This window comes from Bacillus sp. CH140a_4T (assembly GCF_008923725.1).
Classification (GTDB): Bacteria; Bacillota; Bacilli; order Bacillales; family Bacillaceae_G; genus Bacillus_A.
This window is the reverse complement of the sequence record NZ_WBPF01000016.1, coordinates 57255-82295: the sequence shown is the minus strand read 5'-3', so window position 1 is coordinate 82295 and position 25041 is coordinate 57255. Positions and strand designations below refer to the sequence as shown.

At 35.2% G+C, this 25041-nt stretch carries 27 protein-coding genes and 2 pseudogenes; 10 read left to right on the top strand and 19 right to left on the bottom strand.

Going from position 1 to position 25041, the window contains the following annotated elements; translation table 11 throughout:
- Nucleotides 1-11: 11 nt before the first annotated feature.
- The 3 genes from F8162_RS28740 to F8162_RS15850 form a co-directional block, all read right to left on the bottom strand.
- A complete protein-coding gene (locus F8162_RS28740) occupies nucleotides 12-182 on the bottom strand; it encodes a hypothetical protein (RefSeq protein ID WP_192797632.1) in 171 nt (56 codons plus the stop codon).
- 12 nt (nucleotides 183-194) lie between these two features.
- A complete protein-coding gene (locus F8162_RS15855; protein WP_000391504.1) occupies nucleotides 195-398 on the bottom strand; it encodes a hypothetical protein in 204 nt (67 codons plus the stop codon).
- 80 nt (nucleotides 399-478) lie between these two features.
- The gene (locus F8162_RS15850) at nucleotides 479-2941 is read right to left on the bottom strand and encodes a LamG-like jellyroll fold domain-containing protein (protein ID WP_151631557.1); all 2463 of its coding nucleotides are present in this window, start codon (nucleotides 2939-2941) and stop codon (nucleotides 479-481) included.
- A gap of 351 nt (nucleotides 2942-3292) precedes the next feature.
- Between F8162_RS15850 and F8162_RS15845 the strand changes: the two genes are divergently transcribed.
- Nucleotides 3293-3718, top strand: a complete 426-nt coding sequence (locus tag F8162_RS15845; RefSeq protein ID WP_078184515.1) for an S-Ena type endospore appendage — start codon at nucleotides 3293-3295, stop codon at nucleotides 3716-3718.
- A 58-nt stretch (nucleotides 3719-3776) separates the two neighbouring features.
- Here the strand turns inward: F8162_RS15845 and F8162_RS15840 are convergent, their stop codons facing one another.
- From F8162_RS15840 to F8162_RS15825, 4 genes are all read right to left on the bottom strand, one after another.
- Nucleotides 3777-4121, bottom strand: coding sequence for a DUF3992 domain-containing protein (locus tag F8162_RS15840; RefSeq protein WP_000525812.1), 345 nt, complete (start codon nucleotides 4119-4121; stop codon nucleotides 3777-3779).
- A gap of 20 nt (nucleotides 4122-4141) precedes the next feature.
- Entirely contained in the window at nucleotides 4142-4510 is a 369-nt protein-coding gene (locus F8162_RS15835; RefSeq protein ID WP_151631558.1) for a DUF3992 domain-containing protein, read from the bottom strand.
- 110 nt (nucleotides 4511-4620) lie between these two features.
- Entirely contained in the window at nucleotides 4621-5226 is a 606-nt protein-coding gene (locus tag F8162_RS15830) for a DedA family protein (protein WP_151631559.1), read from the bottom strand.
- 11 nt (nucleotides 5227-5237) lie between these two features.
- Nucleotides 5238-5519 carry a YkvA family protein gene (locus F8162_RS15825; RefSeq protein WP_000733849.1) on the bottom strand — a complete coding sequence of 94 codons (282 nt, stop codon included), beginning with the start codon at nucleotides 5517-5519 and terminating at the stop codon, nucleotides 5238-5240.
- Between the two features lie 366 nt (nucleotides 5520-5885).
- Between F8162_RS15825 and F8162_RS15820 the strand changes: the two are divergent.
- Nucleotides 5886-6689 (top strand): annotated as a pseudogene (locus F8162_RS15820) (Ku protein); the annotation flags it as partial.
- Between the two features lie 17 nt (nucleotides 6690-6706).
- Here F8162_RS15820 and F8162_RS15815 read toward each other — a convergent pair.
- The gene (locus F8162_RS15815) at nucleotides 6707-7486 is read right to left on the bottom strand and encodes a DUF2935 domain-containing protein (RefSeq protein ID WP_151631561.1); all 780 of its coding nucleotides are present in this window, start codon (nucleotides 7484-7486) and stop codon (nucleotides 6707-6709) included.
- A gap of 13 nt (nucleotides 7487-7499) precedes the next feature.
- Complete coding sequence (locus tag F8162_RS15810) at nucleotides 7500-7862, bottom strand: VOC family protein (protein ID WP_151631562.1); 363 nt, start codon at nucleotides 7860-7862, stop codon at nucleotides 7500-7502.
- A 108-nt stretch (nucleotides 7863-7970) separates the two neighbouring features.
- On the opposite strand from F8162_RS15810, the gene F8162_RS15805 reads away from it, so the two are divergent.
- The 4 genes from F8162_RS15805 (at nucleotide 7971) to brnQ2 (ending at nucleotide 10574) form a co-directional block, all read left to right on the top strand.
- A complete protein-coding gene (locus F8162_RS15805) occupies nucleotides 7971-8186 on the top strand; it encodes a spore coat associated protein CotJA (RefSeq protein WP_098662787.1) in 216 nt (71 codons plus the stop codon).
- 8 nt (nucleotides 8187-8194) lie between these two features.
- Nucleotides 8195-8458, top strand: a complete 264-nt coding sequence (locus F8162_RS15800) for a spore coat protein CotJB (RefSeq protein ID WP_136699588.1) — start codon at nucleotides 8195-8197, stop codon at nucleotides 8456-8458.
- Nucleotides 8459-8470: 12 nt separating this feature from the next.
- Entirely contained in the window at nucleotides 8471-9040 is a 570-nt protein-coding gene (gene cotJC, locus F8162_RS15795) for a spore coat protein CotJC (RefSeq protein ID WP_151631563.1), read from the top strand.
- Between the two features lie 217 nt (nucleotides 9041-9257).
- Nucleotides 9258-10574 (top strand): branched-chain amino acid transport system II carrier protein BrnQ2, encoded by a 1317-nt coding sequence (gene brnQ2 / locus F8162_RS15790; protein ID WP_151631564.1) that lies wholly within the window; start codon nucleotides 9258-9260, stop codon nucleotides 10572-10574.
- A 37-nt stretch (nucleotides 10575-10611) separates the two neighbouring features.
- Here the strand turns inward: brnQ2 and F8162_RS15785 are convergent, their stop codons facing one another.
- The 4 genes from F8162_RS15785 to F8162_RS15770 form a co-directional block, all read right to left on the bottom strand.
- Nucleotides 10612-12534: an FtsX-like permease family protein gene (locus F8162_RS15785; protein ID WP_151631565.1), complete on the bottom strand. Its 1923-nt coding sequence runs from the start codon at nucleotides 12532-12534 to the stop codon at nucleotides 10612-10614.
- Between the two features lie 139 nt (nucleotides 12535-12673).
- Nucleotides 12674-13678: an ABC transporter permease gene (locus F8162_RS15780; protein WP_151631566.1), complete on the bottom strand. Its 1005-nt coding sequence runs from the start codon at nucleotides 13676-13678 to the stop codon at nucleotides 12674-12676.
- Nucleotide 13679: 1 nt separating this feature from the next.
- Entirely contained in the window at nucleotides 13680-14546 is an 867-nt protein-coding gene (locus tag F8162_RS15775; RefSeq protein ID WP_151631567.1) for an ABC transporter permease subunit, read from the bottom strand.
- Nucleotides 14547-14634: 88 nt separating this feature from the next.
- Nucleotides 14635-15369, bottom strand: a complete 735-nt coding sequence (locus F8162_RS15770) for a TIGR02206 family membrane protein (RefSeq protein ID WP_151631568.1) — start codon at nucleotides 15367-15369, stop codon at nucleotides 14635-14637.
- Nucleotides 15370-15580: 211 nt separating this feature from the next.
- Here F8162_RS15770 and F8162_RS15765 point away from each other — a divergent pair, with 211 nt between their 5' ends.
- The 4 genes from F8162_RS15765 (at nucleotide 15581) to entC (ending at nucleotide 20509) form a co-directional block, all read left to right on the top strand.
- Nucleotides 15581-16687 carry an efflux RND transporter periplasmic adaptor subunit gene (locus F8162_RS15765; protein WP_151631569.1) on the top strand — a complete coding sequence of 369 codons (1107 nt, stop codon included), beginning with the start codon at nucleotides 15581-15583 and terminating at the stop codon, nucleotides 16685-16687.
- Nucleotides 16684-17358 carry an ABC transporter ATP-binding protein gene (locus F8162_RS15760; RefSeq protein ID WP_000609098.1) on the top strand — a complete coding sequence of 225 codons (675 nt, stop codon included), beginning with the start codon at nucleotides 16684-16686 and terminating at the stop codon, nucleotides 17356-17358. Before F8162_RS15765 ends, F8162_RS15760 begins: the two co-directional genes overlap by 4 nt.
- Before the next feature lie 26 nt (nucleotides 17359-17384).
- Nucleotides 17385-18536, top strand: coding sequence for an ABC transporter permease (locus tag F8162_RS15755; RefSeq protein WP_406517277.1), 1152 nt, complete (start codon nucleotides 17385-17387; stop codon nucleotides 18534-18536).
- A gap of 599 nt (nucleotides 18537-19135) precedes the next feature.
- Nucleotides 19136-20509 (top strand): cell wall-binding protein EntC, encoded by a 1374-nt coding sequence (entC, locus tag F8162_RS15750; RefSeq protein ID WP_151631570.1) that lies wholly within the window; start codon nucleotides 19136-19138, stop codon nucleotides 20507-20509.
- Nucleotides 20510-20612: 103 nt separating this feature from the next.
- On the opposite strand, the pseudogene F8162_RS15745 reads toward entC, so the two are convergent.
- From F8162_RS15745 to F8162_RS15720, 6 genes and pseudogenes are all read right to left on the bottom strand, one after another.
- Nucleotides 20613-21485 (bottom strand): annotated as a pseudogene (locus F8162_RS15745) (HEAT repeat domain-containing protein).
- 103 nt (nucleotides 21486-21588) lie between these two features.
- Complete coding sequence (locus tag F8162_RS15740) at nucleotides 21589-22674, bottom strand: DUF871 domain-containing protein (protein WP_151631571.1); 1086 nt, start codon at nucleotides 22672-22674, stop codon at nucleotides 21589-21591.
- On the bottom strand, nucleotides 22664-22942 hold the full coding sequence (locus F8162_RS15735) for a hypothetical protein (RefSeq protein WP_151631572.1): 279 nt from the start codon (nucleotides 22940-22942) through the stop codon (nucleotides 22664-22666). The genes F8162_RS15740 and F8162_RS15735 overlap by 11 nt, the downstream gene beginning before the upstream one ends.
- Entirely contained in the window at nucleotides 22918-24228 is a 1311-nt protein-coding gene (locus F8162_RS15730; RefSeq protein ID WP_151631573.1) for a PTS sugar transporter subunit IIC, read from the bottom strand. The genes F8162_RS15735 and F8162_RS15730 overlap by 25 nt, the downstream gene beginning before the upstream one ends.
- A gap of 82 nt (nucleotides 24229-24310) precedes the next feature.
- Entirely contained in the window at nucleotides 24311-24616 is a 306-nt protein-coding gene (locus F8162_RS15725) for a PTS sugar transporter subunit IIB (protein WP_151631574.1), read from the bottom strand.
- Nucleotide 24617: 1 nt separating this feature from the next.
- Nucleotides 24618-24938: a PTS lactose/cellobiose transporter subunit IIA gene (locus F8162_RS15720; RefSeq protein ID WP_097857971.1), complete on the bottom strand. Its 321-nt coding sequence runs from the start codon at nucleotides 24936-24938 to the stop codon at nucleotides 24618-24620.
- Between the last annotated feature and the right edge of the window lie 103 nt (nucleotides 24939-25041).

Sequence of the window (25041 nt, the reverse complement as noted above, 5' to 3'; positions counted from 1 at the left end):
AAAACGGCGAGCTATTTTTCTGTACTATTATATTTTTTCGTTAACGATTGTAAAATGAAAAATATGCCGATGCAAGCTGTAAACGATGCCCAATTTCCTATTGGCGTTGCGTATTTAATAATTCCAATACCAACAAGCACTAAGAAAATAATCACCTGATATAGTAGCTTCCACTTTTGCATATATTCCCTCCTTTACTTCGTTCCCTTCTTTTTCTTCTTCCATGCATTTAAACTATCAAAGAAGAAGTTAATAAATAACGTGCCTAAACCCGCTAATAAAAACGTCATTAAAAATAGAACCCATATACTTTTTTCTTTTAAGAAATAATATCCTACAAGGAGCACAACCGCGATCCATACATATTCAAGAATTCTTTTCAGCTTTTTCTCTTCCAAATTATTCGCTCCTTCATTCTATGCTACTTTTAGTATAACAAAAAAGAAGCCTATCATGATAAGCTTCTTTTTCTTCTCTCTTATTTGTTTATGCTTTTTTCAACGAGTGAAATCGCATATTCTACCGTACGATTCATCGTTTCTACTTGTGCATCTTTTACTTTCGCATCTTTTAACACAGATTCTGCCACTGTAATTTTTTGACTCAATGATTTCACTGAACCGTCCGTTACATTTGCAGCTTGTGCTTTTTTCACTACCGATTTTGCAGATTCAATATTGATTTGTAATTTTTCTTTCGGTGTTTTCGGCTGTTCTTCTGCCACTTTTGATTGTACAAATGTTACATTGGCTGTTTTTAATTCGTTATATGTTTGAACGATTTGCTCTCCAGTACTTCCTACATTTTCAAATGCTTGCTTTGCAGTGTTATAGCTTTTCTCTAATTCTTGAAAAGCTTCTTTTGAATATTGACCTGGTTTGTCACCAAACTCATACGTACCAGCTAACACTTCTTTTACTTTTCCAAGCTCTTCATGTAACGCGTTTACTTCTTCTAACTTTGTACGATTAGAAAACTCATTATACGCTGCTAATACTTCTGAAGAACTTAACGCTTTACTATATAATTTCGCAAGCGCAATTTGTCCATTTAACGGAATACCACCATTCCCATTACTATCAGGGTCTGCCCCAAGTGCAAATGGTACGTTCGGATGAGACACTTTCCCTTTAGCTGGTTGGCTATTTACTTTTTTACCATCTACGTAAATTGCTACTTCACTTCCGTTATACGTTCCTGTTAAATGATACGTTTTGTTTGCCTCTAATTGAACACCGACACGTTTATAACTTCCACCAATATGAGCCCATAATTCTACATAGCCACTTCCTGTAGACTCAAAACCAATTCCGCCACTCTCTGTATTTTGCAAAATACCTTGTCCACGGATTTGATTCATTGAAAATACAGTTTCTAACGTAAACGTATTTGCTACTTTCTCTTTTTGTGCTGCTGAAAACGGAAGGTATCCAAATGTATTGGCTTGTCCATTCAATTTCATTACATTTGTTTTTAAAGCTTTATCGTATGCAATAGATACATTCCCTTTTACATCGCCTTTCGTTCCAAACGATGAGTTATCTTTAAATGTACCATCTAAAAAATTCACATCAAAGACGTCTGCCTTTGGTACTTTTACATTCGGATCAATATTATCTTTTTTCGTAGTGATTTCTGCTGTTAACGGCTGTACACTTTCATTGCCAAATGAATCAATCGCAACGACTTCAAGTGTATATGTTTTCCCACCATCTAATCCTGCCAGTGTAAATGTCAGTTCTTTCGGCACTGGGTCACGATAAAACTCTGAGAATGCCAACAATTTATTCTTTATTTCACCCGTTTGCTTATCTCTAGCTTGTACACGATAAGAATGAACAAGGAGATTGTCCAATGCTTGCATGAATGTTACTGTCGCTGCATTTTCTGTTACATTTGATACTGATAACTTTGCATCTTTTGCAAAGTTAGGCTTTTCTTTATCACGATCTTCGACATGTGTAAATGTTTCTTTCTTTGATGGCAACTGAATTTTCCACGGTTCGCCTGTCCAAGAATTTGTATGGAAATCGCGTCGATTAATCGTTACTTCTTTATCATCTACTTCTACTAATAAACCTTGACTTAACGTACTTGCTCCTGGTGGGATATTCCCTTGTACTTTACCACCTTCAACTTCCATATAGCTTACAGAAGATGTACCAACTGATGTAAAATCTTTTTGATGAATCGATCTTGGGTCATCTAACGGATAGTGTGAATGGCCAGAAAACGTAATAACTTGTGGGTACTGTTTTAATACCTCATTAATTTTTGCACTATCTTGTGTTCCCCATTCATGACTACCGTATACTGTCTCTTTAATGTGTTGATGTAAAAATACGAAAATCGGTTTTTCTGGGTCATCTTTTTGTGCTTTCGTCATCTCTTCTTTTAACCAATTAATTTGCTTATCTGAATAATATCCATGAGTTGTCCCGTTCTCTGGAGACATAACAAGAAAGTGATACCCTTTCACCACTTTATGATAATAAATCGATTCCATTCCTGTTTTTTCTAAGAAACGCTTCTGCGCTCCCTCTACAGATAAACCGTTCCAATAATCATGGTTTCCTAGAGAATTCATGCGTACTGCATCTTTATTTGCATTTTCATTGTATACTTGCATGAAACGATCATATTGCTGCAGTGACCCTGTATCTGTGAAATCACCTACGATAACAAACGCATCTTGCTTTGGTGCAAGCGTATTGAGCTGTTCAATCGCTCGTTTCCAGCGAAACGTATCATCCGTTCCACTATTTTTAATATGTACATCACTTACAACTGGAAAAACGATCTTCTTTTCACTTGGTGCCTTTTCTTGCTTCTTCTCTTCCGCTTTGATTGATGTACTCCACGGAAATGATACGAATGCTAATACAAAAACCATTAATAATCCAATAAGACCTTTTACTTTTCGTAAAGCTGTTCTTTCCACGTGAATCCTCCTCATAATAATTGATTCATTACAAGGGCTATTTTATCTAAAACATGTTAATGTCGTTTAAATAACAAATGAATTTTATTAGATTTTTGTAAATATACAGTTAATTAGAGGTTAAGTCCAACATTCCCCGTACTTATATACAACCACCTTTTGTCTAAAAGAGTCTGATCATTCTTTTCCTATGACTATTCACATATAATCTTTTCTATAACAATAATGATAAGTTAAGGTTTAAGCCTATTAGACAATCTTAATTTTTAAAATTTTCTTCTTTTCTTAACACATCGGCCATGCTTCTACATTTAATAGTAGTAAAAGACAACTTAAAAAGGAGGGGTTGTATTGAAGAATAAAAAAAACATTGGCTGTTTCGCTCCTTTATCTATTATTTGTCCAGACCCTTGTCCACCGCCCCCTCCTCCAAATCCAAGTTGTGAGCGAGTAACAAATGAATTTGCAGGGAATTTCCTCATAACTAACAACACCATCCCCTCTACCAAAGATGCACTACAATCAATGATACTGTGGCAAAGTGATGGGATACTACTTATATCAGGTACTGTCTCGGTTTACAATAGTACTAGCAGCACAGAAGCAATTACAATTCAAATCGTTGGAGCAGTAACCAATATTTTTACTGTGTTTCCCGGCAATACGATATCTTACACAGGAAAAGACTTGCAATCAGTCAGTATTATTAATATACAAAGTAATCCTTCACTATATTTAGAAGGCAAGTACTGTTGCCAATTTACATGTTGCTTATAGAATACCAATTTCATTACTTTCTCCATAAAAAAAAGCATACCATTTATGGTATGCTTTTTTATGAAATAGGATAACGTACAGTAATACAAAACTCTCCTTGATTAACAGTTGTTCCTGTCGTAGTAATTCGAACAGTCGTAAAATATCGGACAGTGAAAGTACCACTACTTTGTGGTTGTACAGTAATTGTGTCAACTACTGTTGCACCTACTAAAAAATCAACTGTAATCGGAGCCGCCCCTACATCATATTTCACGTAACCTGAACCATATACTTCTTGTGTAATATTATTCGTATATACAATTTGAGTACCAGCACCTGTAATAGACCAGTCTGTACATACTTGATCTTGCACAAGTGTTTTATTAGAACAACAAGACAAACTGGAACTTCTCATTCCCATTTTGATCCTCTCCTATTCTGCTATGAAAGTGGATAACGTGTTGTAATACAAAATTCTCCCTGATACGTTCCAGCAGGTGTTGCAGGTAACACAACTTGTATACTATCAAATCGGCGATACGTAAAAGCAATACTCGTTCCTGGGTTTAATGTTTGTGTATCAATTGCAGCCCCAGCAGAATCAAGCGCTTCTACAGTAATTGGACCTGGACCAACATCATATTTAACAAAACCAGTACCAACTACGTTTTGGTTAATATTATTTGTATAAAGAACATTATCAATTGCTGTTGCAACTACAGTAGCAGACCACGGACTACACACTTTATCTTGTACATAATTTTTATCTGGACAACAAGTTAATGCTGACCCTGAGCACTCACAAGACATAGTTGTTTCCCCTCTCTCTTTTATATTCCCTATATGTGTATGTCCTTCAGAGTCTTTTGCCTGTACTATTCATCTATTTTCAAAAAATAAGACGACTCCTGCACTAATGTCTAGATAGATTCCGTTCTGTTTCTTTTTTTCATAAATTTATAGATTAAAATACCACCTACAACAATAACTATGACTAGTAATATCGGTAGCATATATTGTCCAACAACATCCGCAGCCTTTTCCCAATGCGGACCTAATTTCATTCCAAAATAGACATATAAAGTCGTTAACGGGAACATTGCTACAAATGTATATATACTAAATTTCCATATGTTCATTTTTGCCATACCACATGGAACAGAAATAAGCGTTCGAACTCCTGGCACAAAGCGTCCAACAAACGCTACAACTGGTCCATATTTCTCAAAGAAATCATCTGCTTTTTGAATTTGTTCTTCTTTAATAAAGAAGTATTTCCCGTACTTTATTAATAGAGGACGGCCACCGTAATAACCGAGTGCGTATAACGTTAATGGTCCTGTCGTTCCGCCAAGTGTCCCAGCTAATACAGCTAACCAAAAATTCATATCACCCTCGTATACCCAATATCCAACCATGGGCAAAACAACTTCTGCTGGAATAAATTCAAACGTTAATGCTAGTACAACTCCAAAATAAGAAAACTGCTTTAAAAACTCGATTATATCTAAAATCATTTGCTCCATATTTTTAACTCCTATCCTACGTTTACATTATGCTTTTCTTGTAATTGCACTGGCGCCATCTTTACAATTCGGTTCAAAATAAATAACACAATTCCAATATCATCTAAAATACCGATAAACGGCAAGAAGTCTGGAATGAAATCAAGCGGCATCGCTACATACCCAACTAAAAAAGCAACAGATAAAATTTTCTTCTTTATTGAAACCTCTTTTGAAGTAAAAAAGTCAAATAGGAATGGAACGAAACGGCGAACATGAAATACAACTCTTAATCTACTAATAAGTTTTTTCATTTTTATTTCTCCTCTCTTTGTATACGAAAAGGACCCTACCAAATATGGTAAGGGTCCTCAAAAAGACAATAAGGGGCCTTTACCATTGCTGGTAAAGGTCTCACTAACAACGAAACGTTGCCAATAAAGCCGAGGGTTTCTCCCTGTAATGACGACTTTACTGTAATAAGTTACTCCCCTTTATATACACAATTTTATACAATCACATTAAAATATTTCGAAGGGCTTGTCAATATATTTTATATCCAAAGCTCTTCCGCTTACTCTTCACTAAAAAACAAAAAACGTATAGGAAATTTCTTACTATCTCATAATATACATACTTATTCTTTTAAATGAAAGGAGAAATTTCATTTAAAAGAATAAGTATGGAAAGGTGCTCTTTCACTCGGATTATTAAATATAGGAATCAAACTATATAGCGCCGTAGAAGAAAACGATATAAAGTTTTTAAGTCTCCATAAAGAATGCTTAACACCTATTAAATATAAAAAATTTGCCCCTGATTGTACGAATGAAGAAATTGATGATAAAGATATTGTAAAAGCCTATGAATATGCACCTCATAAATATATCATTATTGATGAAGAAGAATTAGCTGCGTTGCAAAAAAATCACGAACCACGATCCATTCGGATTATATCTTTTGTCCAAAATAACGAAATCGAGTCTGTTCTTTATGACCGCTCTTATTTTATAGGCCCTACCCCAGGACATGAAAAATCATATTTATTATTAAAAGAAGCTCTTGACCGTACAAATAAACTTGGGCTTATTCATATCTCTATTAGAAAAAAACAACATTTAGCTATTATCCGTAACTTTGAAGATGGACTGATGTTACAAACCATCCACTATCCTAATGAAATTCGCGATATAACAAAAACACCTAACTTACCAAGTAACGAAATTTATCCTATCCAAAAACAAGAACTCACCGCAGCAATCAATCTAATCCACCACCTTACAAATCCTTTTGAACAAGAAATGTATACAGATGAGTATAAAGAAGCTCTTACCGAATTAATCGAAAATAAAATTGAACAACAGGAAAAAACCGAAACAATCTCTCCAGCCCCAAACATCATCAATATTATGGAGACATTACAGGCAAGTATTGAGCAAGCAAAAATAAAAAAAGGAAATAACAAAGAACAAGAGGCCAAATGAAATTGGCCTCTTGTTCTTTAAAGCGGATTACATTTCGGCATTTCAATTCCAGACGATTGTGCCAACTTTAATACGTAATAACATTCCTCTCTTGCCATATGATCTGCCATTCTCGCTGATAGTGAACTTAATATTTCATTTGATAATTCCAATTCTTCAACTTCATGTAAAAAATGTGAAAATAATTTTAGTTCAAGCGAAACATCTTTTGTAAACTTCTTTAATGCAGGAAAATGATGTAGCTCTGTTCGTAAATACCCAGTCATTTCAACTGCCTTCAAATAAAATTGTTCAAAGTGCTTCGTAAATTCCTCACTCTTCTCTTTCAGCCTTTTTTCAACAAGATCTAACCCACTAGAAATAGAGCCTGCATGACCAGCTGCATCGGTTAACCACACGAGATGATAATGTAATTCATGAAAAACTGGTGGAACTTCCCCCTTCTTTAAAAATTCTAACACCGTTATATACTCCTCTACTTCATTTACCATATGATTAATAAAAGTTGGTGTAAAATGAATGGTAATTTTCCCTTCTAACTGCTTCTGTATAATATTTAATTTAAACGTCCGAATCTCCTTAGCAGCTTGTTCTGCCTCTTTTGAAAATGCCATCAGATTCACATTCTGAACTTTATTTAACAGATTCGTAAATGTTTCAACAAAGTAAGTAGCTTTTTTTATATCCTCTTTTTCCTTCGGAGCTAACGCATCAAGTAAAAACTGGGCATGATCACTCAGCACCTTTAGCCAAAATTGATGCTCAAACAACGCACTTTCTTCATAATTTCTCTCCACCAAACCCCTCCATCTATTCATCCTTTTCTATCACTTCAAGTTTATATCCATCTGGGTCTTTTACTACAATACTCTTTGCACATTCATTTTCTGTATATAAAATTTCATAAAATGCTAGCTTCTTTTTCAACTTCTCTATGTTAGAAATCGTAAATGTTAAAACCTCGTATGAATCTTTAACATCCTTCTCTGGCCCACCTAAAAGGCGATTTACAACAAAACAAATTCTCGTTGAATCGATATCATACCACACACCTGTTACACGTATCTGTGGCCTCTCCTTGCTCGGTTTAAACCCTAGAATTCCTTCATAAAAATATAATGTTTCCTTTAAGTTTTTAGATTCTAATACAATACATGTTGTAACGCTTTCCATCCACACTCCCCCTGCCCCTTTTAGTTTTCTATATGAGTCATAATTTACAATTATGTACGAATACAATACGTAGTGATGAATATTTCATTTATAAAGGAGGCGTGTAACATGGATAAATTTATGAGATCTTACATACCTTTTCATGGCCCAAACGACCCTTGCCCTCCAATTGGAAAGAAATATTACTCAACTCCCCCACACTTATTTATGGGCTTTCAACCACCTAACTTACCACAATTCCCACCAAAAGAAGCTTTAAGAAAAGGAACCCTATGGCCTGCTTTTTATGATTTTTATGAAAATCCTTACAAAAAAGGACGGTGAATAAAAACGTGACACAAACATTGCCTGATGAATATTACAAATGGATTGAAGAACTACAAGAACTAGACTTTGTATTAGTCGAACTTACCCTCTATTTAGATACGCACCCCGACGATACTGCCGCTATAAATCAATTCAATGATTTTTCTTATAAACGAAGAGTATTACAACAAAAAATCGAAGAAAAATACGGGCCGCTTCAGCAGTTTGGAAATAGTTATTCTAACGCTCCATGGGAATGGAGCAAAGGACCTTGGCCATGGCAAATATAAAGGAGAGAAACTATGTGGATTTATGAAAAGAAATTACAATATCCAGTTAAAGTGAGTACTTGTAATCCGGCACTCGCCAAATTATTAGTTGAACAGTATGGCGGTGCGGACGGCGAACTTGCTGCTGCTCTTCGCTACTTAAATCAACGCTATACAATTCCTGACAAAGTCGTTGGCTTACTAACCGACATTGGCACCGAAGAATTCGCGCATCTAGAAATGATTGCGACAATGATTTATAAATTAACAAAAGATGCAACACCAGAGCAAATGAAAGCTGCTGGATTAGACACACAGTACGCTAATCATGATAGTGCTTTGTTTTATCATAATGCTGGTGGCGTTCCTTTTACTGCTACTTATATTCAAGCAAAAGGAGACCCTATCGCAGATTTATATGAAGATATTGCTGCTGAAGAGAAAGCAAGAGCAACTTATCAATGGCTCATTGATTTATCTGACGATCCTGACATAAATGACAGCTTACGATTTTTACGTGAACGAGAAATTGTCCATTCACAACGTTTCCGAGAAGCTGTAGAAATTTTAAAAGAAGAACGCGATCGAAAAATTTATTTTTAATACACGTATCCTAGCGATATGTGTTTTTTTACGTTAAAAGTTAAATCCTTCCTATTAAAGATATAAATAGTATATTTATTCGATTTAATGCATTATTTTTTAATATTTTCAAAATTCCCTATTGCTTTCTAGTCATCAGACCTTTAAAATAGTAACAGTTACTCGACAAATTATTTGAATTTTCGACAAAAACACTCATTAGGAGGATTTTCTTTATATGCGTACAACTTTAAAACCAGCGCAAATACTTTCGATTAGTTTATTACTATTCGCGGTTTTCTTCGGTGCTGGTAATATGATTTTCCCGCCCCTTCTCGGTCTTTCTTCCGGAGAAAATATGTGGATTTCCATTACAGGATTTATTATTACAGACGTCGGTTTATCTTTACTTGCTATCGTCGCTGTTGCCCTTGCCGGTGGTAGTTTTAATACGTTAGCAAGCCGTGTTCATCCAAAATTCGCAGCAATATTCGCTATCATTATTTATCTTTCAATCGGCCCACTATTTGTTATTCCACGAACTGGATCTGTATCTTATGAAATTGGGATTGCACCACTTTTCCCGGACCAATGGTACTCTATGTTAGTCTTTAGTGCAATTTTCTTTGCAGTCGTCTACTTCTTATCATTAAATCCATCAAAATTAGTGGATCATATCGGAAAAATATTAACGCCAATTTTACTTGGAATTATTGCAATTATGGCAACAAAAGCGATTCTTTCACCAGGAACGTTTGCAGAACCTGTTGGTGACTATAAAGAAATTCCATTTTTCAAAGGATTTCTTGAAGGATTTTTAACGTTAGATGCAATTGGAGCACTCGTATTATCAACAATTGTTGTAAATGCAATTCGTCAAAACGGTATACAAGAGAAGAAATCGATTGCAAAATATACAATTATTTGCGGAAGTATCGCAGCTCTATTCTTAACAATTGTTTATTTCTTACTCGGTTATATTGGCGCTTCAAACGGCAATATAGGACAATTCGAAAACGGTGGTCAACTATTAGCTACTGTTATGTACCAATTCTTTGGGACAAGCGGTAATGTTTTATTAAGCATCGCCATTATCTTTGCTTGTTTAACGACAGCAATTGGTGTTGTAAGTGCATTCGCCAATTATTTCGCAACAGTACTTACAAACGTTTCATATAAGAAGCTTGTACTATACGTTTGTATCTTTAGCTTCGTTATTTCAAACTTAGGATTAAGCTTACTAATAAAAATTACATTACCTGTATTAATCATTTTGTATCCAATTACAATCATTTTAATTTTCGTATCATTTATTGATAAATATACGAAACGTAAACCTTCTGTCTACATCGGAGCAATGATTGCAGCATTCATTATTAGCTGTGTTCATGCACTTGATAATGTGGAAATGATACCAAACTTTATCGCTAACATCGTACACACCATTCCTTTTTACAACTTAGGAATCGGCTGGATTATTCCAGCAATCATCGGTGGCATAATCGGATACTATATTCCGCAAGCAGAAGCTGAAGGTGAAGTTTCTACAAAATAAAAAGAAGCAAGCATGAAATCCATGCTTGCTCCTTTTTTTATTTTCTATCGCTACATACAGTATTTGTGTACGAACGTACCGTTAACATATAGTAACCAAAGTAAATGATGATATACACGCCTATACTGCCTAGTAAAGGAAGACTATATTCAAACATACCTGTAAAGCCCATCAAACTTAAAAATGCAAAGAATGTATGACAAATCGCAAGGAGTAATGGTACTATGAATATCGCCCCTACTTGCTTTCTTACAGACTCTGTTGCTTCCTTTTTCGTTAGTCCAATTTTCTTTAACATTCCGTACGCTGGTCGCTCTGCCATCGCTTCTGTTATTTGTTTAAAGTATAAAATACAACCCGTTGCCAAAATAAAGACAATCCCTAAAAATACACTAGCAAATAATAACACTGCACCATCTTGCAATTCAGATTGACTCGCCTCTTCAAATGATTGGAATTTCGCTTCTTTAGGAATGATTGTCCCTAGCTCTTTCGTTAGTTCGCTATTACCATTTCCTTCAACGATAAATCCACTAACTGTTGAAACATCCTTTCCTTTCTGCAACTTATTAAATAACGAATCTCGAACAACAAGCCCCACTGGTGCAAGTTTCACACTAACAACTGTTTCTTCGCGGTGATCAACGATTGTTAAACCACTCTTCATCCCTTCAAAGGACACATTATTTCCTTCAAGCGAATTCTTTTCTATGTTATACGACTTATACGGATCTAATAAAACAACTTCCTTTTCAGAACCGAGAATAACTTGTTTGTTACCTAACTTAGAAGCTGATTTATTATAATCTGTCACTTTTATCATTTGTACATTGCCATTACCTATTAAGTACCCAGTTAATATTTGTTCTCCATCTATCTTCCCTTGCATAGAGAGCATCGCTACAGACGTTTCATTTTTAATCGCTAACTCATGTTTTTGAATTTTTTCTCTAACCTTCTTATCTAATTCCTTTCCAGTTGTTACATATTCATAACTAACTGGATTCATTAATGCCGCCGTTTTCTGCGCGCCATAATACATACTAGAACTAATTCCAATGGTACATAATGTTACCGCACTTAATAAAGATAATAGCGCAAGCATCTTTACGTTTCCTTTTATTCTGAAGAACAATGAAGAAATCGATAAAATGTTCGTTCCATTCCAATATTTCGTTTTATCTTCTTTTATTTTATGGAGTGCTTTCACTGTATATTGCTCAAATAGTAAAAACGTACCTTTTACTATACAACCAAAAATCAGTAGACCTGTAATAAAAATGGCTCCAAACCCAAAAACTTGTGTAAGTAGCGCAATGATATAACCTGTAATTAATAAAACAATCGCTCGCTTTGCCTTCTTACTTGAATACGTAGGTGCCTCTTCTTTTTGATTTTCACCATATAATAATTCAACTAAACGATGCTCATAAATTAACTTTTTACTTTTCCATGATGCAATAAAGAAAATTGCACCTATCGTTATAAGAACTTCTACTATAGATAAAAATGAAATCGTAAATGTAAAAGTAAACGCACTTCCCATTAACTTCACAAGAAGCCCTGCGCACATATTCGCTATAAATAAACCAGCAAGAATACCTAACACACTTGCCGCAGCACCAACTAATAACGTTTCATAAAAAAGTAACTTCGCAATTTCTTCTTTACGGATACCTAATAAACTGTATAGCGCAATTTCTTTTTTCTTCTTTCGTAAAAAGAAGCTATTACAATAAAAAATAAATATCGTTAAAAAGATAATTAACAATATTTGTGCAAACGTAAATGTCGTTTCCACTTTATCCGACTCTTTTAAAAGAGCTACTACACTTTCATTTCGTTTAATCGATACGAATGTAAAATAAATAATAATGCTGCCTACTAATGAAATAAAGTATAGAAAATAATCTTTCATATTTCGTTTTATACTACGTTTTGATACTTCTAAAAAATCCATCGTATACCTTCACCCGCTCTCGCATTTCTCTATACATGAAGTGTATACGAAATTGTATTTCTCCCCTATCGATTTTCATTACATCTCTCTTACGATATTGTAATATAACAAAATAAAAGAACCTAGTTTCCTAGGCTCTTCACATCGTATGTTTAAAAGTAAATAACTCTTCTTTTGACTGCACAGCAGATTGTTCCTCTTCTACAACATCCTTCTTTATCTCTCCTCCTAACCTTACTTTCATCATCGCCTCTTCTATACTTTTTACAATCATATTTCCTGAAAAAATAGTAAGTCCAAAAAATGTAATGGGAACGAGCGGAATCCACGGATGAACTGTTAATGATCTAAAATAGACTCCAATTAAACCTGACCATTCATGTGTGTATGACTCTATTTCTTCTATCGGTCCTAAAAACTTAACCGTTCCACCAAAGAATATTTCCAGTAATCCTAAGTGCAGTAAAATAGTAAGAGTTTGCGTAAACTGCTGGAAAAATACAAGTATAAACGTCATATAAAGATGCGGAAAAATATGTTTTATAACAATGTGCTTTCTTGATCCACCTAATATGCACGCAGCTTCAATAAATTCTTCGGTTCTCAATTTGCGAACTTCCTTCGCAACATACAATGCAATAACTGGCATCACAAGCATGACAAGTAATAAAACTTGAAACGAAGCCCTTTCAAAAAAAGTTGTTGTTTCCTCTCCACTCCCAAATGTATTTGCAAAGTGAAGAAAGAAATACGCAATCATAACTGTTGGAATAACTGTAAAACTATCAAAAAAAGCCTCGATTTTCGAAAACCCTCTTTTTACATATGTTCCAAGCACAACACCGAAAAACACACCTATTACCATTCTAAGTGCCGCAATTAAAATAGATATACCAATCGTCCACTTTGCGCCTTCAATGACTAAATGTAACAGGTCGTACCCTTTCCGATCGGTCCCAAGTAAAAATTGTAATGAAGGTGAAAACGGTGGTACTTGTGGATTTTCATCCGCATCATATTGCAATGTAACTTGTCTAATATGTCCATCATTCCATATCGTATTTCCGATGCTCAAAAGAACTAATAGGAGAAGAAAACCAATGCTTATCCAAAATCTTTTATCGCGTTTTATATACGTCCACATATTATAGTCTCTCCTTCATCGCAGCTGGAATGAAATAATGAAACAACTTAAACAAAATAAAAATCGGAATATAAATAAGCAGCACACTAACGATAAAAACTTCTACCCTAATACCTTCATACGATTTCAAAAACATAAAAATACCACCCGTATTAAAAATCCATTCTATAATATATAAATTTGATAACATAAAAAAGATATTCGTTTTCGCAAAGAAAAGTGTACTAAGCAACACATTTCGTAAAACATGACGATTTAAAATATGAAAACGATTCAACCCTTTCGCCTTAGCAAATAGTACATAATCTTTTTCTAGCTCATTTTCAAAACGAAGCACTAACATTTTTACAAACAGAATCGTAGTCGGTATACTCAAACAAAATATTGGCAATCCTCTAATCGACTCGCCCCCAATTGACGCAATTTGAAAAGGTAAAAAACCTGTTCTTTTAAAAAACCATACAACTAATATTTGTGATACTAAAATAAGAAGAATATCTGGAATAGATTCTAGGAAGATAAGAAATGATTTAATACGATGTTGTATACGTGGTGAACTACTCATAATGACATAAACAATACAAAATGCTACAAATAATGAAATGAAAAAAGCAGCCAAAAAAATAATAATCGTTTCTTTATAATGGACGAACAACTGCGGAAATAAAAATTTCCCTCTCACATATTGCAAATTGGAAATATCCATTAAGTTCACAAACACTTCTTTTAAACTCTGTATGTACTCTGATGCATGCAACTCAAATCCGTAAAACAATTTCGGCAATGCCCCTAAACAAATAATACCCAAAATCGAAATAATAAATTGAACCGTCACTTCCATCCCATTCAGAAAAACTTTTTTGACCACGTTTTCCCTTCTCTCTTTATATAATTTACCCTCTAATTTTATTCTTAATTTTCTGAATTGTAAATATTCTTATAAAAAAATCACTAGTTTATGATCCTAGTGATTCTTTATGCGCATGCCCTTCTCTTTTCACAAATGGCATATACAAAATAAAACATCCAATAAGCGCAGCTATTTCTAATGAAATAATATAGTAAGGATGCGGCCCTAACATATCGAGTAATGAAGCAGTTTCTGGCTTACGAGCTAAAAACATATAATTGCCTCCTGTTTTGTAGTTCACACAAGAGACGATTGGAATTATTATGTTTAAAAATATCATCGTACGCTTAATTGATTGCAAAGTCGGTCTATATCCTTCTACCCACGTCATAAAGAGTGGTGCCCAAATGAGTAATATATGTGCAACGAAGAATTCTATAAAGCGAAAATGCGGAAAAGCATATTGCACGTTCGGCGTTAAAATAGCTTGTGATGCACCGATAATTCCTGTAAAAAATACAATCTCATATATGCGGTAACTTTTCGTTACAATCATAATCGACGCTAACAATAAACTAATCGTACATAGCTCAAATGGTAATGAAGTGGCTAGTTCAAAAATCCCTGCTTTCCATTCCCACATATGAAGTCCAATTTCACTTCCAATAAATAAAAATGCAATCGCATATCGAACCGTTATATTCCACTCACTTTGCCGTAATACATCTTGGTATTGATACAGAAAAAATATCCCCACCAACATAATAAATAATATAAGGACGTGTTGCCTTGAGTATGGAATAAATGGTTTTAATGGATGCGCACTAAAATAAGCTTCCATCTTCCCTCCTCCTCTCTTTCATACAATATTATTGTAAGAAAAAAACGACGAGTCAATTCATTTGCTCACACTTGGACAAGCTCTACCTTACATTTACATATTCATACCTTACAAAACTGTAAGGTTATTGTAAGCTAAAACGATTTGTCAGATTCTTCACCTCTTTTATACTAAATGTAGATACTAAAACGAACGAAAAGGTGATAAATAGATGAAGAAGAAAAATAAAGTGTTAATTACTAGTGTAGTAGCAATCGGAATTGCAGCTGGATCATATTTTGCATTTGCTGGTGGCGGTGGTTCAGAAGTAGCAATGGCATATAGCGGATATAAAGTAACAGAAAAACAAATTGAAAACGCGCAAAAATTTGGCGGTGAAGTCATTCCAAACGGCATCGAAACAATTTCATTTGATCCAACAAAAGGTACGTATGAATTAGCTGTAAAAAAAGGTGATGAAGTAAAAAAAGGTCAACTCCTTTTTAAATATAATGACCCAACTGCGAAACAAGGTGTAACAGAAGCAGAAATGCAAAAGAAAATCGCACAAAAAGAAGTAACATTGTTCCAAAAACAAATTGATGCAGCGAAACAAAAATTACAAAAAGATAAAAATGCAGGCCTTCCTGCTGAAGCATTAAAAGCATCAGAAATCGAAGTACAACAATTAGAATCACAACTTGAAATGAAAAAGTTTGAAGTTGAAAAATCTGATGAAATGATTAAAGCAGCAAAAGAGAAAGTAAACACACTTTCTGTAACGAGCCCTACTGATGGCGTAATTGATGACATCGTAAAAATTGCTGATGAAAAAACAGGTATGAGCGGCATTACACTTCGTCACGCTGGTCCATTTAAAGTAAAAGGTCAACTTTCTGAATATGAGCTTGCTAGTATGAAAGTTGGGCAAGAAGTAACTGTTTCATCAAAAACGGTTGCTGGTAAGACTTGGACAGGAAAAGTAACAGAAATCGGTTCTACACCATTAAAGAGCATGGACGAAAACAAAACAGTTTCTAACTATCAATTCACTGTCACATTAGACAATAGTGAAGAATTACAAAACGGCTTCCACGTTTACGTAACAAGTAGATCTGGCGAAGCAACTGGCACAATTGTTCCGAAAAGCAGCATTGTGAAAAAAGGTGACAAAAATGTTGTCTTCGTTATAAAAGACGGTAAAGCGAAAGAACAAGCGGTTACTGTTGAATTCGAAACAGATAGCGAAGCAAAAGTTTCTGGAGTGAAAAAAGGAGAACAAATTATCTCTAAACCTGAAAAAGACTTAAAAGATGGTATGGAGGTTGTCGTTGAATGATTAACTTAAAAGGCATCACGAAATCTTTCCAAAATGGTGCAGAATCCGTTCAAATATTACACGGCATTGACGTAACACTGAACCAGGGAGAATTCACTTCTATTATGGGACCATCTGGTTCTGGTAAATCAACATTAATGAACATTATCGGTTGCTTAGATAAACCGACGACAGGCGCGTATGAACTAGCTGGTCAAAATATTTCAAACATGTCTGAAACAGAACTTGCACGCGTTCGTAATAAAGAGATCGGATTCGTATTCCAAAACTTCATGTTATTACCGAGACTTACAGCACTTCAAAATGTAGAGCTACCTCTTATTTACGCTGGAGTTGATAAAAAAGAAAGACGTGAGCGCTCATTAGCCGCTTTAACAAAAGTAGGTTTAGCTGATCGCGCTACTCACCTGCCGAACGAATTGTCAGGTGGACAAAAACAGCGTGTCGCAGTTGCACGTGCAATCGTAAATAATCCAAAATTCATTTTAGCCGATGAACCGACGGGGGCACTTGATACGAAAACAAGTACACAAATTATGGACCTCTTTTACGAATTAAACAAACAAGGCTCAACAATCATTATGATTACCCACGATCGTGAAATTGGGGAAGCTGCAGCACGTCAAATTGTAATTCGTGACGGAAATATCGTCCAAGATTGGAGAGGTTAATTTTGAATACGAGTGAAAATATACGCATGGCCCTTTCCTCTATCTTTGCCCACAAAATGCGTTCTATCTTAACGATGCTAGGAATTATTATCGGTATTAGTGCCATTATTACTATCATTTCAATGGGTGATGGTACAAATGCAAAGTTTAAAGAAGAATTAGGCCAAGGAAAAGATAATGAAATAACCATTTACTACAACAATCCTGACTATGGAACAGATAGTGCCAAAATCACACCTGATATGCTAAACCGTCTTCAAACCGTACCAGGCGTTAAAGATGTGTATCCAGATGTAAGTATGAAAGTAAAAGCATCTGCTGGTTCAAAAGATGTAAATCTTGATTTAAAAGGTGGAACAGGCGCCTTTATGACAGATTCGAAAATAAAATTAGTTCACGGTCGTGAATTAAACGACAGCGAATTAAACCAAGCAATCCCTGCTGTTATATTAAATGAAGAAGCTTTCAACAAATTATTTAGTGGTTGGGAATCAAATCAATACACAGATATAAAAGGAAAGCCGTATAAAATAGTCGGTGTATACGAAACGAAAAACGACTTCGGAATGCCTATGCCTGAAGGTTATACGTCACTTGAAAACGCGCCTGTCATTTCAGGAGTAAATGAGTATGACTCTGTAAGATTAACAATGACCTCTCCAACAGAACGTAAAAGTGTAGAAAAACAAGCCGTTTCTGTGTTAAACGAAATGAAAGCTCCTAAATTTGAGCACAAATTCGAAGCACAAGATTTAGGTGAATTTACGAAGCAATTAGACGAATCTATCGGTATGATGAAAATGGTATTCGGTGGTATTGCTGCGATCTCCTTACTTGTTGGTGGTATCGGTGTAATGAATATCATGCTTGTATCTGTAACAGAACGTACACGTGAGATTGGTATTCGTAAAGCACTTGGTGCAACGCGCGGTAAAGTATTAACACAATTCTTAATTGAATCTTGTATTTTAACAGGACTCGGTGGTTTCATCGGATTCATGCTCGGTATCTTCTTCGCTTGGATCGTCTCCATCTTTGCCGGATGGCCACTCGTTGTCTCAAAAGAACTTGGACTTCTTGCAGTAGGTATCTCCATGTTAATCGGTATTATATTCGGTCTACTACCAGCTAACAAAGCTGCAAAACTAGATCCAATTGAATGTTTACGATATGAATAAATAAAAAGCGTAGGAGTTTACACTCCTACGCTTTTTATTTATCCCGCTTTAATGGGCAGTAAGACCCCCACCTCAAAATTCAGCGAAAGCAAAGAATTTAGGTGGGGGATCAACTGCCCATAAAAGTCCGATTGGTTCAACTAATAATCAGTGGGGGATGAAAAAAAAACCACTGATTAAAGTTTCACTTTATCTATTGAATCGTGTTTCTTCTATTATATATGTTTCACGTTATAAACACCTTTAATTATTTTAGCGTACTAAAGCTATTATAGAATCCTATTATTGCAAAAATAATATGTGAAAGATTAAAATCAAGGCGTAATTTTTTCCATACCTCGACTTATTTTGTAACAATTATGGCGATATTTCATTGATTTTCACCTCATTTATATTTCTCCACAACTAAAATAGTTATTTTTACATAACTAATCTCCCGTTCCAACAGCAAAAAACGTCGTTTTTGTAACGATTAAGAAACAATTACGTAATACTACAGAAACATTATTAATCCATTAGAAATTGAAATACTCTCATTTTTATGTATCACATGCTCTAACCTCCCCTAACAACTATAAGAAAGCGCTTTTAGGATATTACTGGAATTATTACAGAATATTAATGACCCGTTACGAATGCTTTGTAGTTTTGTGTTTTCCGCAAATAAGAAAATAATGGTTGCTATAATGAGGTCAACGAAAACAAATGCAATGGAGGCTATTATGAAAAAAATTATGGGTATAGCAACAGCAGCGGTTTTTGGTCTTGGGATTTTCACAACATCTGCTAAAGCAGAAACGATTGTAACAACTGACGTACTAAACGTACGAGAAAACCCAACTACTGAATCACAAGTTGTCGGAAAGTTATTAGATGGATATAAAGTTAACGTTTTACATACAGAAAACGGATGGTCAAAAGTGAAATTAAACAGCGGTAAAGAAGCTTTCATTAGCGCTGACTATACAAAAGACACTTACTACGTAACAGCAAACGTATTAAACGTACGTGCTGGTGCAAACACAGACTCAGAAATTCTTGGTAAATTGAAACAAGATGATGTAATTGAAACAACACACCAAGTACAAAATGACTGGATTCAATTTGAATATAACGGAAAAACAGCTTATGTTCATGTTCCTTACTTAACAGGTAAAGCTCCAGTTAAAGTTCAACCAGCAGTTAAAGTAGAAAAAACAACTAAAGTTCAAGATACAGCTAAAGCAGTGGAAGCAACTAAAGCTCGTGAAGTAGCTGAAACGCAAGCAAAAGCTAAAGCTCAAGAGGCAACTAAAGCTCGTGAAGCAGCTGAAGCTCAAGCAGAAGCTAAAGCTCAAGAAGCGGCTAAAGCTCGTGAAGCAGCTAAAGCTCAAGCTTCTGCTCAAGCTCAGGCAGCAGCTGAAGCTCAAGCAGAAGCTAAGGCTCAAGAAGCAGCTAAAGCTCGTGAAGCAGCTAAAGCTCAAGAAGCAGCTGAAGCTCAAGCAGCGGCTAAAGCTCAAGAGGCAGCTAAAGCTCGTGAAGCAGCTAAAGCTCAAGCAGCAGCTGAAGCTCAAGCAGCGGCTAAAGCTCAAGAGGCAGCTAAAGCTCAAGAGGCAGCTAAAGCTCAAAAACCAGCTACACAACAACCTGTTGTAAAAGAAACTGAAACAAATGCACCATCATCTTCTCGTGAATTACGTGTTGTAGCAACAGCTTACACAGCAGATCCACTTGAAAATGGTTATAAAGCAGGCGACCAAGTAAAATCAGCTATGGGTCATAACTTAACAGCTAATCCAAACATGAAACTAATTGCAGTTGATCCAAGTGTCATTCCATTAGGTTCAAAAGTATGGGTTGAAGGTTACGGAGTAGCAATCGCTGGTGATACTGGTGGAGCTATTAAAGGAAATAAAATCGACGTTTTAATGCCAGATAAAGGCACATCAAGTAACTGGGGACGTAAAACAGTTACAGTAAAAGTTTTAAACTAATTACGCAAAAGAGTCAGTCTCAATAATGAGACTGACTCTTTTTTTATGATTCTTACATTCTATCTTTCTCTTGAAAGTAACTAATATGATCCCGAAGCCACTTTCACTCTGACATAAATAAATTCCCTCATTTTTTATATACTTTATCAAACGTCTTTAAAACTTCTTCATAATCAGCAAACTTATGTAAGAAATGCAGAGCAATAATAATCTCTGATTCATCGGTAGGCTCTACTTCATTTTTACGTCTTCTGGAAACAATTTTATTCACACGTTCGCAAATTGGCTTACTCGCCATTTCGTCTCCATATGCATAAATAGCTCGCACAGCTTCATATTTCACCATTACATTTGTATCCTGTAAAGCCTCAATATAAACTATTTGTAAGTCTGTTCTTCCAATTTCCGCTAAAGTCTCAATAGCTGCTGAACGAATATACGCACTATCGCAGTGTAAAAGTTTCGTTAAAGATAGAATTGATCGCTTTGTTCCAATATCATATAAAGTGGCACAGATATTTACAATATCTTCTCGATTCTCTTCCACTGTAAGTAATTTCAATAAAGCATCTTCTGCTTCCAACGATTTACACAACTTTAAAGCGATAACAGCAGAATAACGGACTCCACTATTTTTATGATATATGTAAGGAATAATTTTATGGGCATTGCTTGCTTCAGATAATTTACTTAAATCTATGAGCATGCTATTTAACACTATCCTGCTTCCTTCACTTTCTAACCGATCTATCAAATAATCTGCAATGTACATCTCTTTAGTATTTATTGCAAGTTGTGTAATTAAAAAATAAAGGTTTGTTTTTATATATACTTTTCGTGCTTCCGTTACTTTCTCTTGGAAACAAGAAAAAAGTGATAAATCATTTAACTGCCTTGCTTCTTCATACGCACATTGTCGAATACCTGCTTCTTCATCATCCATCCGCCTTAATAAATCATCTATATACTCTTCCATCTCCTTCTCTCCCGTCCAAATTAAATCTACCTCTTTGCATTCTATATAAGATAGATTACTATTTAAACAGAAAAAAGAGGATGCCATAGCATCCTCTCTTTCCCTATTCTACACAAGTAAACTGTGTCCAAGCTCCTACATAATCTAGTAAGAATAACTCTTCTTCTGCAATTGTACCGACAATATTTTTCCGTTCATCTATCGGCATTTCTTTCAAAATGATTTGTAGTTCACCTTTATACTTACCAAATGAGTTGTTCCCAATTACAACTTGCCCTCTTTCCTGTAATACACTTTCGCGCACTGGGAAGTCATAGTCTTTATACTTTTTACGTACTTCTGTAGAGCGCACCATATATTCTGTTATGTCGCCGCGTCTTACGTGTAATTCTTGCAGCGTCGCTTTCTTCTCTACTTCAGTCGCTTCGTCTACAAAGTTTACCTTTAGCTGTAACATGTAACGATTTAAGTTTCCTAGTTTCTCTAACTCTTCTTCACTCGCATAAGCATTTCCGATAATAACATCATCGATAAGCCCTGTTGCCCATAAGTGTTTCGCTTGTACTTCAATTGGTAAGTTACGATGCTCTTCTAGCGTACATAATCCGTCATTAATATCCCATGGACCGATGTTAGCTGCATGTGACGTAATAAATGCTGCCGTGCGAATACCGTGTTTTTTAAAGCGTTCACTACAGCGAATGAAATAATCGTACGGAAGACCCGTGAATTTTTGCGGATAGAAGTTATGACAACCAATTAAAGCTGGTTTATTCGCCTGATGCGAAAGGATATTTTCTAAGTATGCAATATCGTTACTTACGTTCAGTTCAATTTTTAAGCCATACGGATTATTCGTCATTTTCGCTTCTGTTAAACCGTCAAAACCTAAATCTAAACGGATACCATCTGCACCTAACTCTGCAAAGAATGATAGATCGCTATAGCTAATACCAAGTTGATCAAATACTGCCGGAGCTACATCTAAAATAACTTCCATATTGTTATCTTTTGCATGATTAATAATTTCTTTAAATTCAGCTACAATTTCTTCTTTCGGACGATTCACAGATAATAAACATGTGAATATTCTTGAAAAACCGTGACGTGCCGCTGCCGAAATGTATGCCATATCTTTTTCTTTCGTTGAATGCTCTGGATAAAGTGAAATTCCTAATTTACGCTCCATGCTTTTGCATCTCCTTTACACGTTGTATTAATGCCATGCTCGTAAATCTATATTTTGCCGATAAACATGTTGCACATAAAATCGTTGGTACAATAATTACGTACGGTGATTGTAAGCTTAGCATTACATATGCACCCATTGAACTACCGATAAATAAAATTGATACGAGTAGTAAAACTAATAACGATTTACTTTGTACCCATTTTGAATAATGTGCAATACACTGCCCCGCTACGAATGTAATTAAGATGATAATTGCTCCGAGCATTCTGTTTTCTCCTCTCCTGCTACTTGTTGTTTCTCGTACATTTTGAAGAACGGATAGTAAATAACGAATGAGATAACAAAGTTAACCAGTACAAGTACACCAGCCATAATTGTCCAGTCCGTACTAATAACCGCTGCAATTGGTGCTAACATCGTAAATGGCAATTTCGCCATCATGAGCGGAATCATGCCTGAAACAACTGCGAAATATGATACTGTCGTTGTCACTAACGGTGTTATAACGAATGGAATAATTAAGATTGGGTTCATTACAATTGGTGCCCCGAAAATAATCGGTTCGTTAATATTGAATAAACCTGGCACGAATGATAATCTACCTAACTCTTTTAGGAATTTAGATTTAGAGAACATAAACATAATAACTAAAGCTAACGTTGATCCTGATCCGCCAATCCATACGAACCATTGAATAAATTGCTCTGTAAATAAGTTTGGTAATTGATGTGCATTTCCTGTAGCTGTGAATACTTCCATATTTTCAAGAATTGCTGAATCCCACATCGGACGAATGATTGGTCCTAAAATCGCAGGGCCATGTATACCGAATGACCAGAAGAACACGATTAAGAATACTGTTAATAAACCGCCGAATAAATTATTTCCTACTAATACTGATTTTAGTGGTGCGATTAAATATGTGATTGTTGTATTTACATCAAATTTTAAACCGTAACGAATACCCCAGAATAAAAGAATAACGACTAAAGTTGGAATTAATGCTGCAAACGAATTTGAAACTGCTGGTGGTACACTATCTGGTAATTTAATCGAGATATTATGCTTAATCATAAAGTGATAAATTTCTACTGCAATTAATGCTGTAACAATTGCTCCGAATAAAGATGTTGCACTTAATGTTCCTACTGAAATATATCTACCTGCATCAATAACACCTGGTACAGCTTTCGTAATTTGAATTGGTTCAACCGATGCTAGTAAAAAGGCGAGTACAGATAATAACCCTGCACTTAACTGATTGAGCTGATAAAAGTTCGCGAGTGAAGCTCCTACTCCAAATGCTGCGTATAACGCCATTAAACCTACTGTAAATCGGAATGGAATATCTAAAATATGGCGAAACGGTGCAATCCACTCCATATATGCATCAATTGGTAAATTTAAAAAGATAACGAAAAATGATCCGACAATCGTTAACGGCAATGTAGAAATAACTCCGTTTCGAATTGCTAATAAATGTCGTTGTCCTGCAATCTTTTGCGTTGTTGGCATAATCTTTTGTTCCATAAAACTCATAAAACCATTCATCAATACCCCTCCTCTTTCTCTTTACTACGAAAGAATGAAATAAAGTTATAACATTATAATGTTTATATTTAAAAAAATATAATTATGTTAAAACTAATTGTTCTGCTTGTTTCAGTACTTTTAAACCATCACACATGCCATAGTCTCGCTGTTCTATTATTGCGACTGGTATATCGTATGACTTCGCAAGAAACTGTACCGCTGGAAACAAATACTTCACTTGTGGTCCGATTAAAACAACATCAGCATTTTTTATTTCCAGTTTCACAAGTTCTGAATCAACTGCTTTAATTTTATAATCTTTCCCTTGTTTCATTGCCTCTTCTTGCATTTTTCTGACAACCATACTCGTTGACATGCCTGCTGCACAACATAATAAAATGTACATCTTATACTGTCACTTTCTCTTCTACTCGTTTATGAAGAGTGATAAATTCTTCAGCAAGTTCTTTCACTGTAATTGCATTCATTAAATGATCTTGCGCATGCACTAACAGTAAACTGATTTCTGCATGATTTCCTCTTGCTTCTTCTTGAATTAAGTCTGTTTGAATGCGATGAGCTGCTGAAATCTCTTCACTAGCAAGTTTCATCTTTTCACTCGCATTCTCAAAATCTCCTTGTCTTGCAAAAGCGATTGCTTCCAGCGCCGCGCTTCTCGCGTTGCCACCATGTAAAATTAACGCAAATGGAGTTTGCATATCAGTCATTTTAAATTCCCCCAACCTATCTTTTTTCTATATTGTTATCTTATTATGAAAACGCATACAATTAAACATAAAAAACTTCCGTTGTATAACGGAAGTTTTTACA

Excerpts from the sequence above, each read along its gene's own strand:
- F8162_RS28740 (WP_192797632.1), bottom strand. The coding sequence starts at position 182 with ATGCAAAAGTGGAAGCTACTATATCAGGTGATTATTTTCTTAGTGCTT.
- F8162_RS15840 (WP_000525812.1), bottom strand. The coding sequence starts at position 4,121 with ATGGGAATGAGAAGTTCCAGTTTGTCTTGTTGTTCTAATAAAACACTT.
- F8162_RS15835 (WP_151631558.1), bottom strand. The coding sequence starts at position 4,510 with ATGTCTTGTGAGTGCTCAGGGTCAGCATTAACTTGTTGTCCAGATAAA.
- F8162_RS15830 (WP_151631559.1), bottom strand. The coding sequence starts at position 5,226 with ATGGAGCAAATGATTTTAGATATAATCGAGTTTTTAAAGCAGTTTTCT.
- F8162_RS15825 (WP_000733849.1), bottom strand. The coding sequence starts at position 5,519 with ATGAAAAAACTTATTAGTAGATTAAGAGTTGTATTTCATGTTCGCCGT.
- F8162_RS15810 (WP_151631562.1), bottom strand. The coding sequence starts at position 7,862 with ATGGAAAGCGTTACAACATGTATTGTATTAGAATCTAAAAACTTAAAG.
- F8162_RS15805 (WP_098662787.1), top strand. The coding sequence starts at position 7,971 with ATGGATAAATTTATGAGATCTTACATACCTTTTCATGGCCCAAACGAC.
- cotJC (WP_151631563.1), top strand. The coding sequence starts at position 8,471 with ATGTGGATTTATGAAAAGAAATTACAATATCCAGTTAAAGTGAGTACT.
- brnQ2 (WP_151631564.1), top strand. The coding sequence starts at position 9,258 with ATGCGTACAACTTTAAAACCAGCGCAAATACTTTCGATTAGTTTATTA.
- F8162_RS15785 (WP_151631565.1), bottom strand. The coding sequence starts at position 12,534 with ATGGATTTTTTAGAAGTATCAAAACGTAGTATAAAACGAAATATGAAA.
- F8162_RS15780 (WP_151631566.1), bottom strand. The coding sequence starts at position 13,678 with ATGTGGACGTATATAAAACGCGATAAAAGATTTTGGATAAGCATTGGT.
- F8162_RS15770 (WP_151631568.1), bottom strand. The coding sequence starts at position 15,369 with ATGGAAGCTTATTTTAGTGCGCATCCATTAAAACCATTTATTCCATAC.
- F8162_RS15765 (WP_151631569.1), top strand. The coding sequence starts at position 15,581 with ATGAAGAAGAAAAATAAAGTGTTAATTACTAGTGTAGTAGCAATCGGA.
- F8162_RS15760 (WP_000609098.1), top strand. The coding sequence starts at position 16,684 with ATGATTAACTTAAAAGGCATCACGAAATCTTTCCAAAATGGTGCAGAA.
- F8162_RS15755 (WP_406517277.1), top strand. The coding sequence starts at position 17,385 with ATGGCCCTTTCCTCTATCTTTGCCCACAAAATGCGTTCTATCTTAACG.
- F8162_RS15740 (WP_151631571.1), bottom strand. The coding sequence starts at position 22,674 with ATGGAGCGTAAATTAGGAATTTCACTTTATCCAGAGCATTCAACGAAA.
- F8162_RS15735 (WP_151631572.1), bottom strand. The coding sequence starts at position 22,942 with ATGCTCGGAGCAATTATCATCTTAATTACATTCGTAGCGGGGCAGTGT.
- F8162_RS15730 (WP_151631573.1), bottom strand. The coding sequence starts at position 24,228 with ATGAATGGTTTTATGAGTTTTATGGAACAAAAGATTATGCCAACAACG.
- F8162_RS15725 (WP_151631574.1), bottom strand. The coding sequence starts at position 24,616 with ATGTACATTTTATTATGTTGTGCAGCAGGCATGTCAACGAGTATGGTT.
- F8162_RS15720 (WP_097857971.1), bottom strand. The coding sequence starts at position 24,938 with ATGACTGATATGCAAACTCCATTTGCGTTAATTTTACATGGTGGCAAC.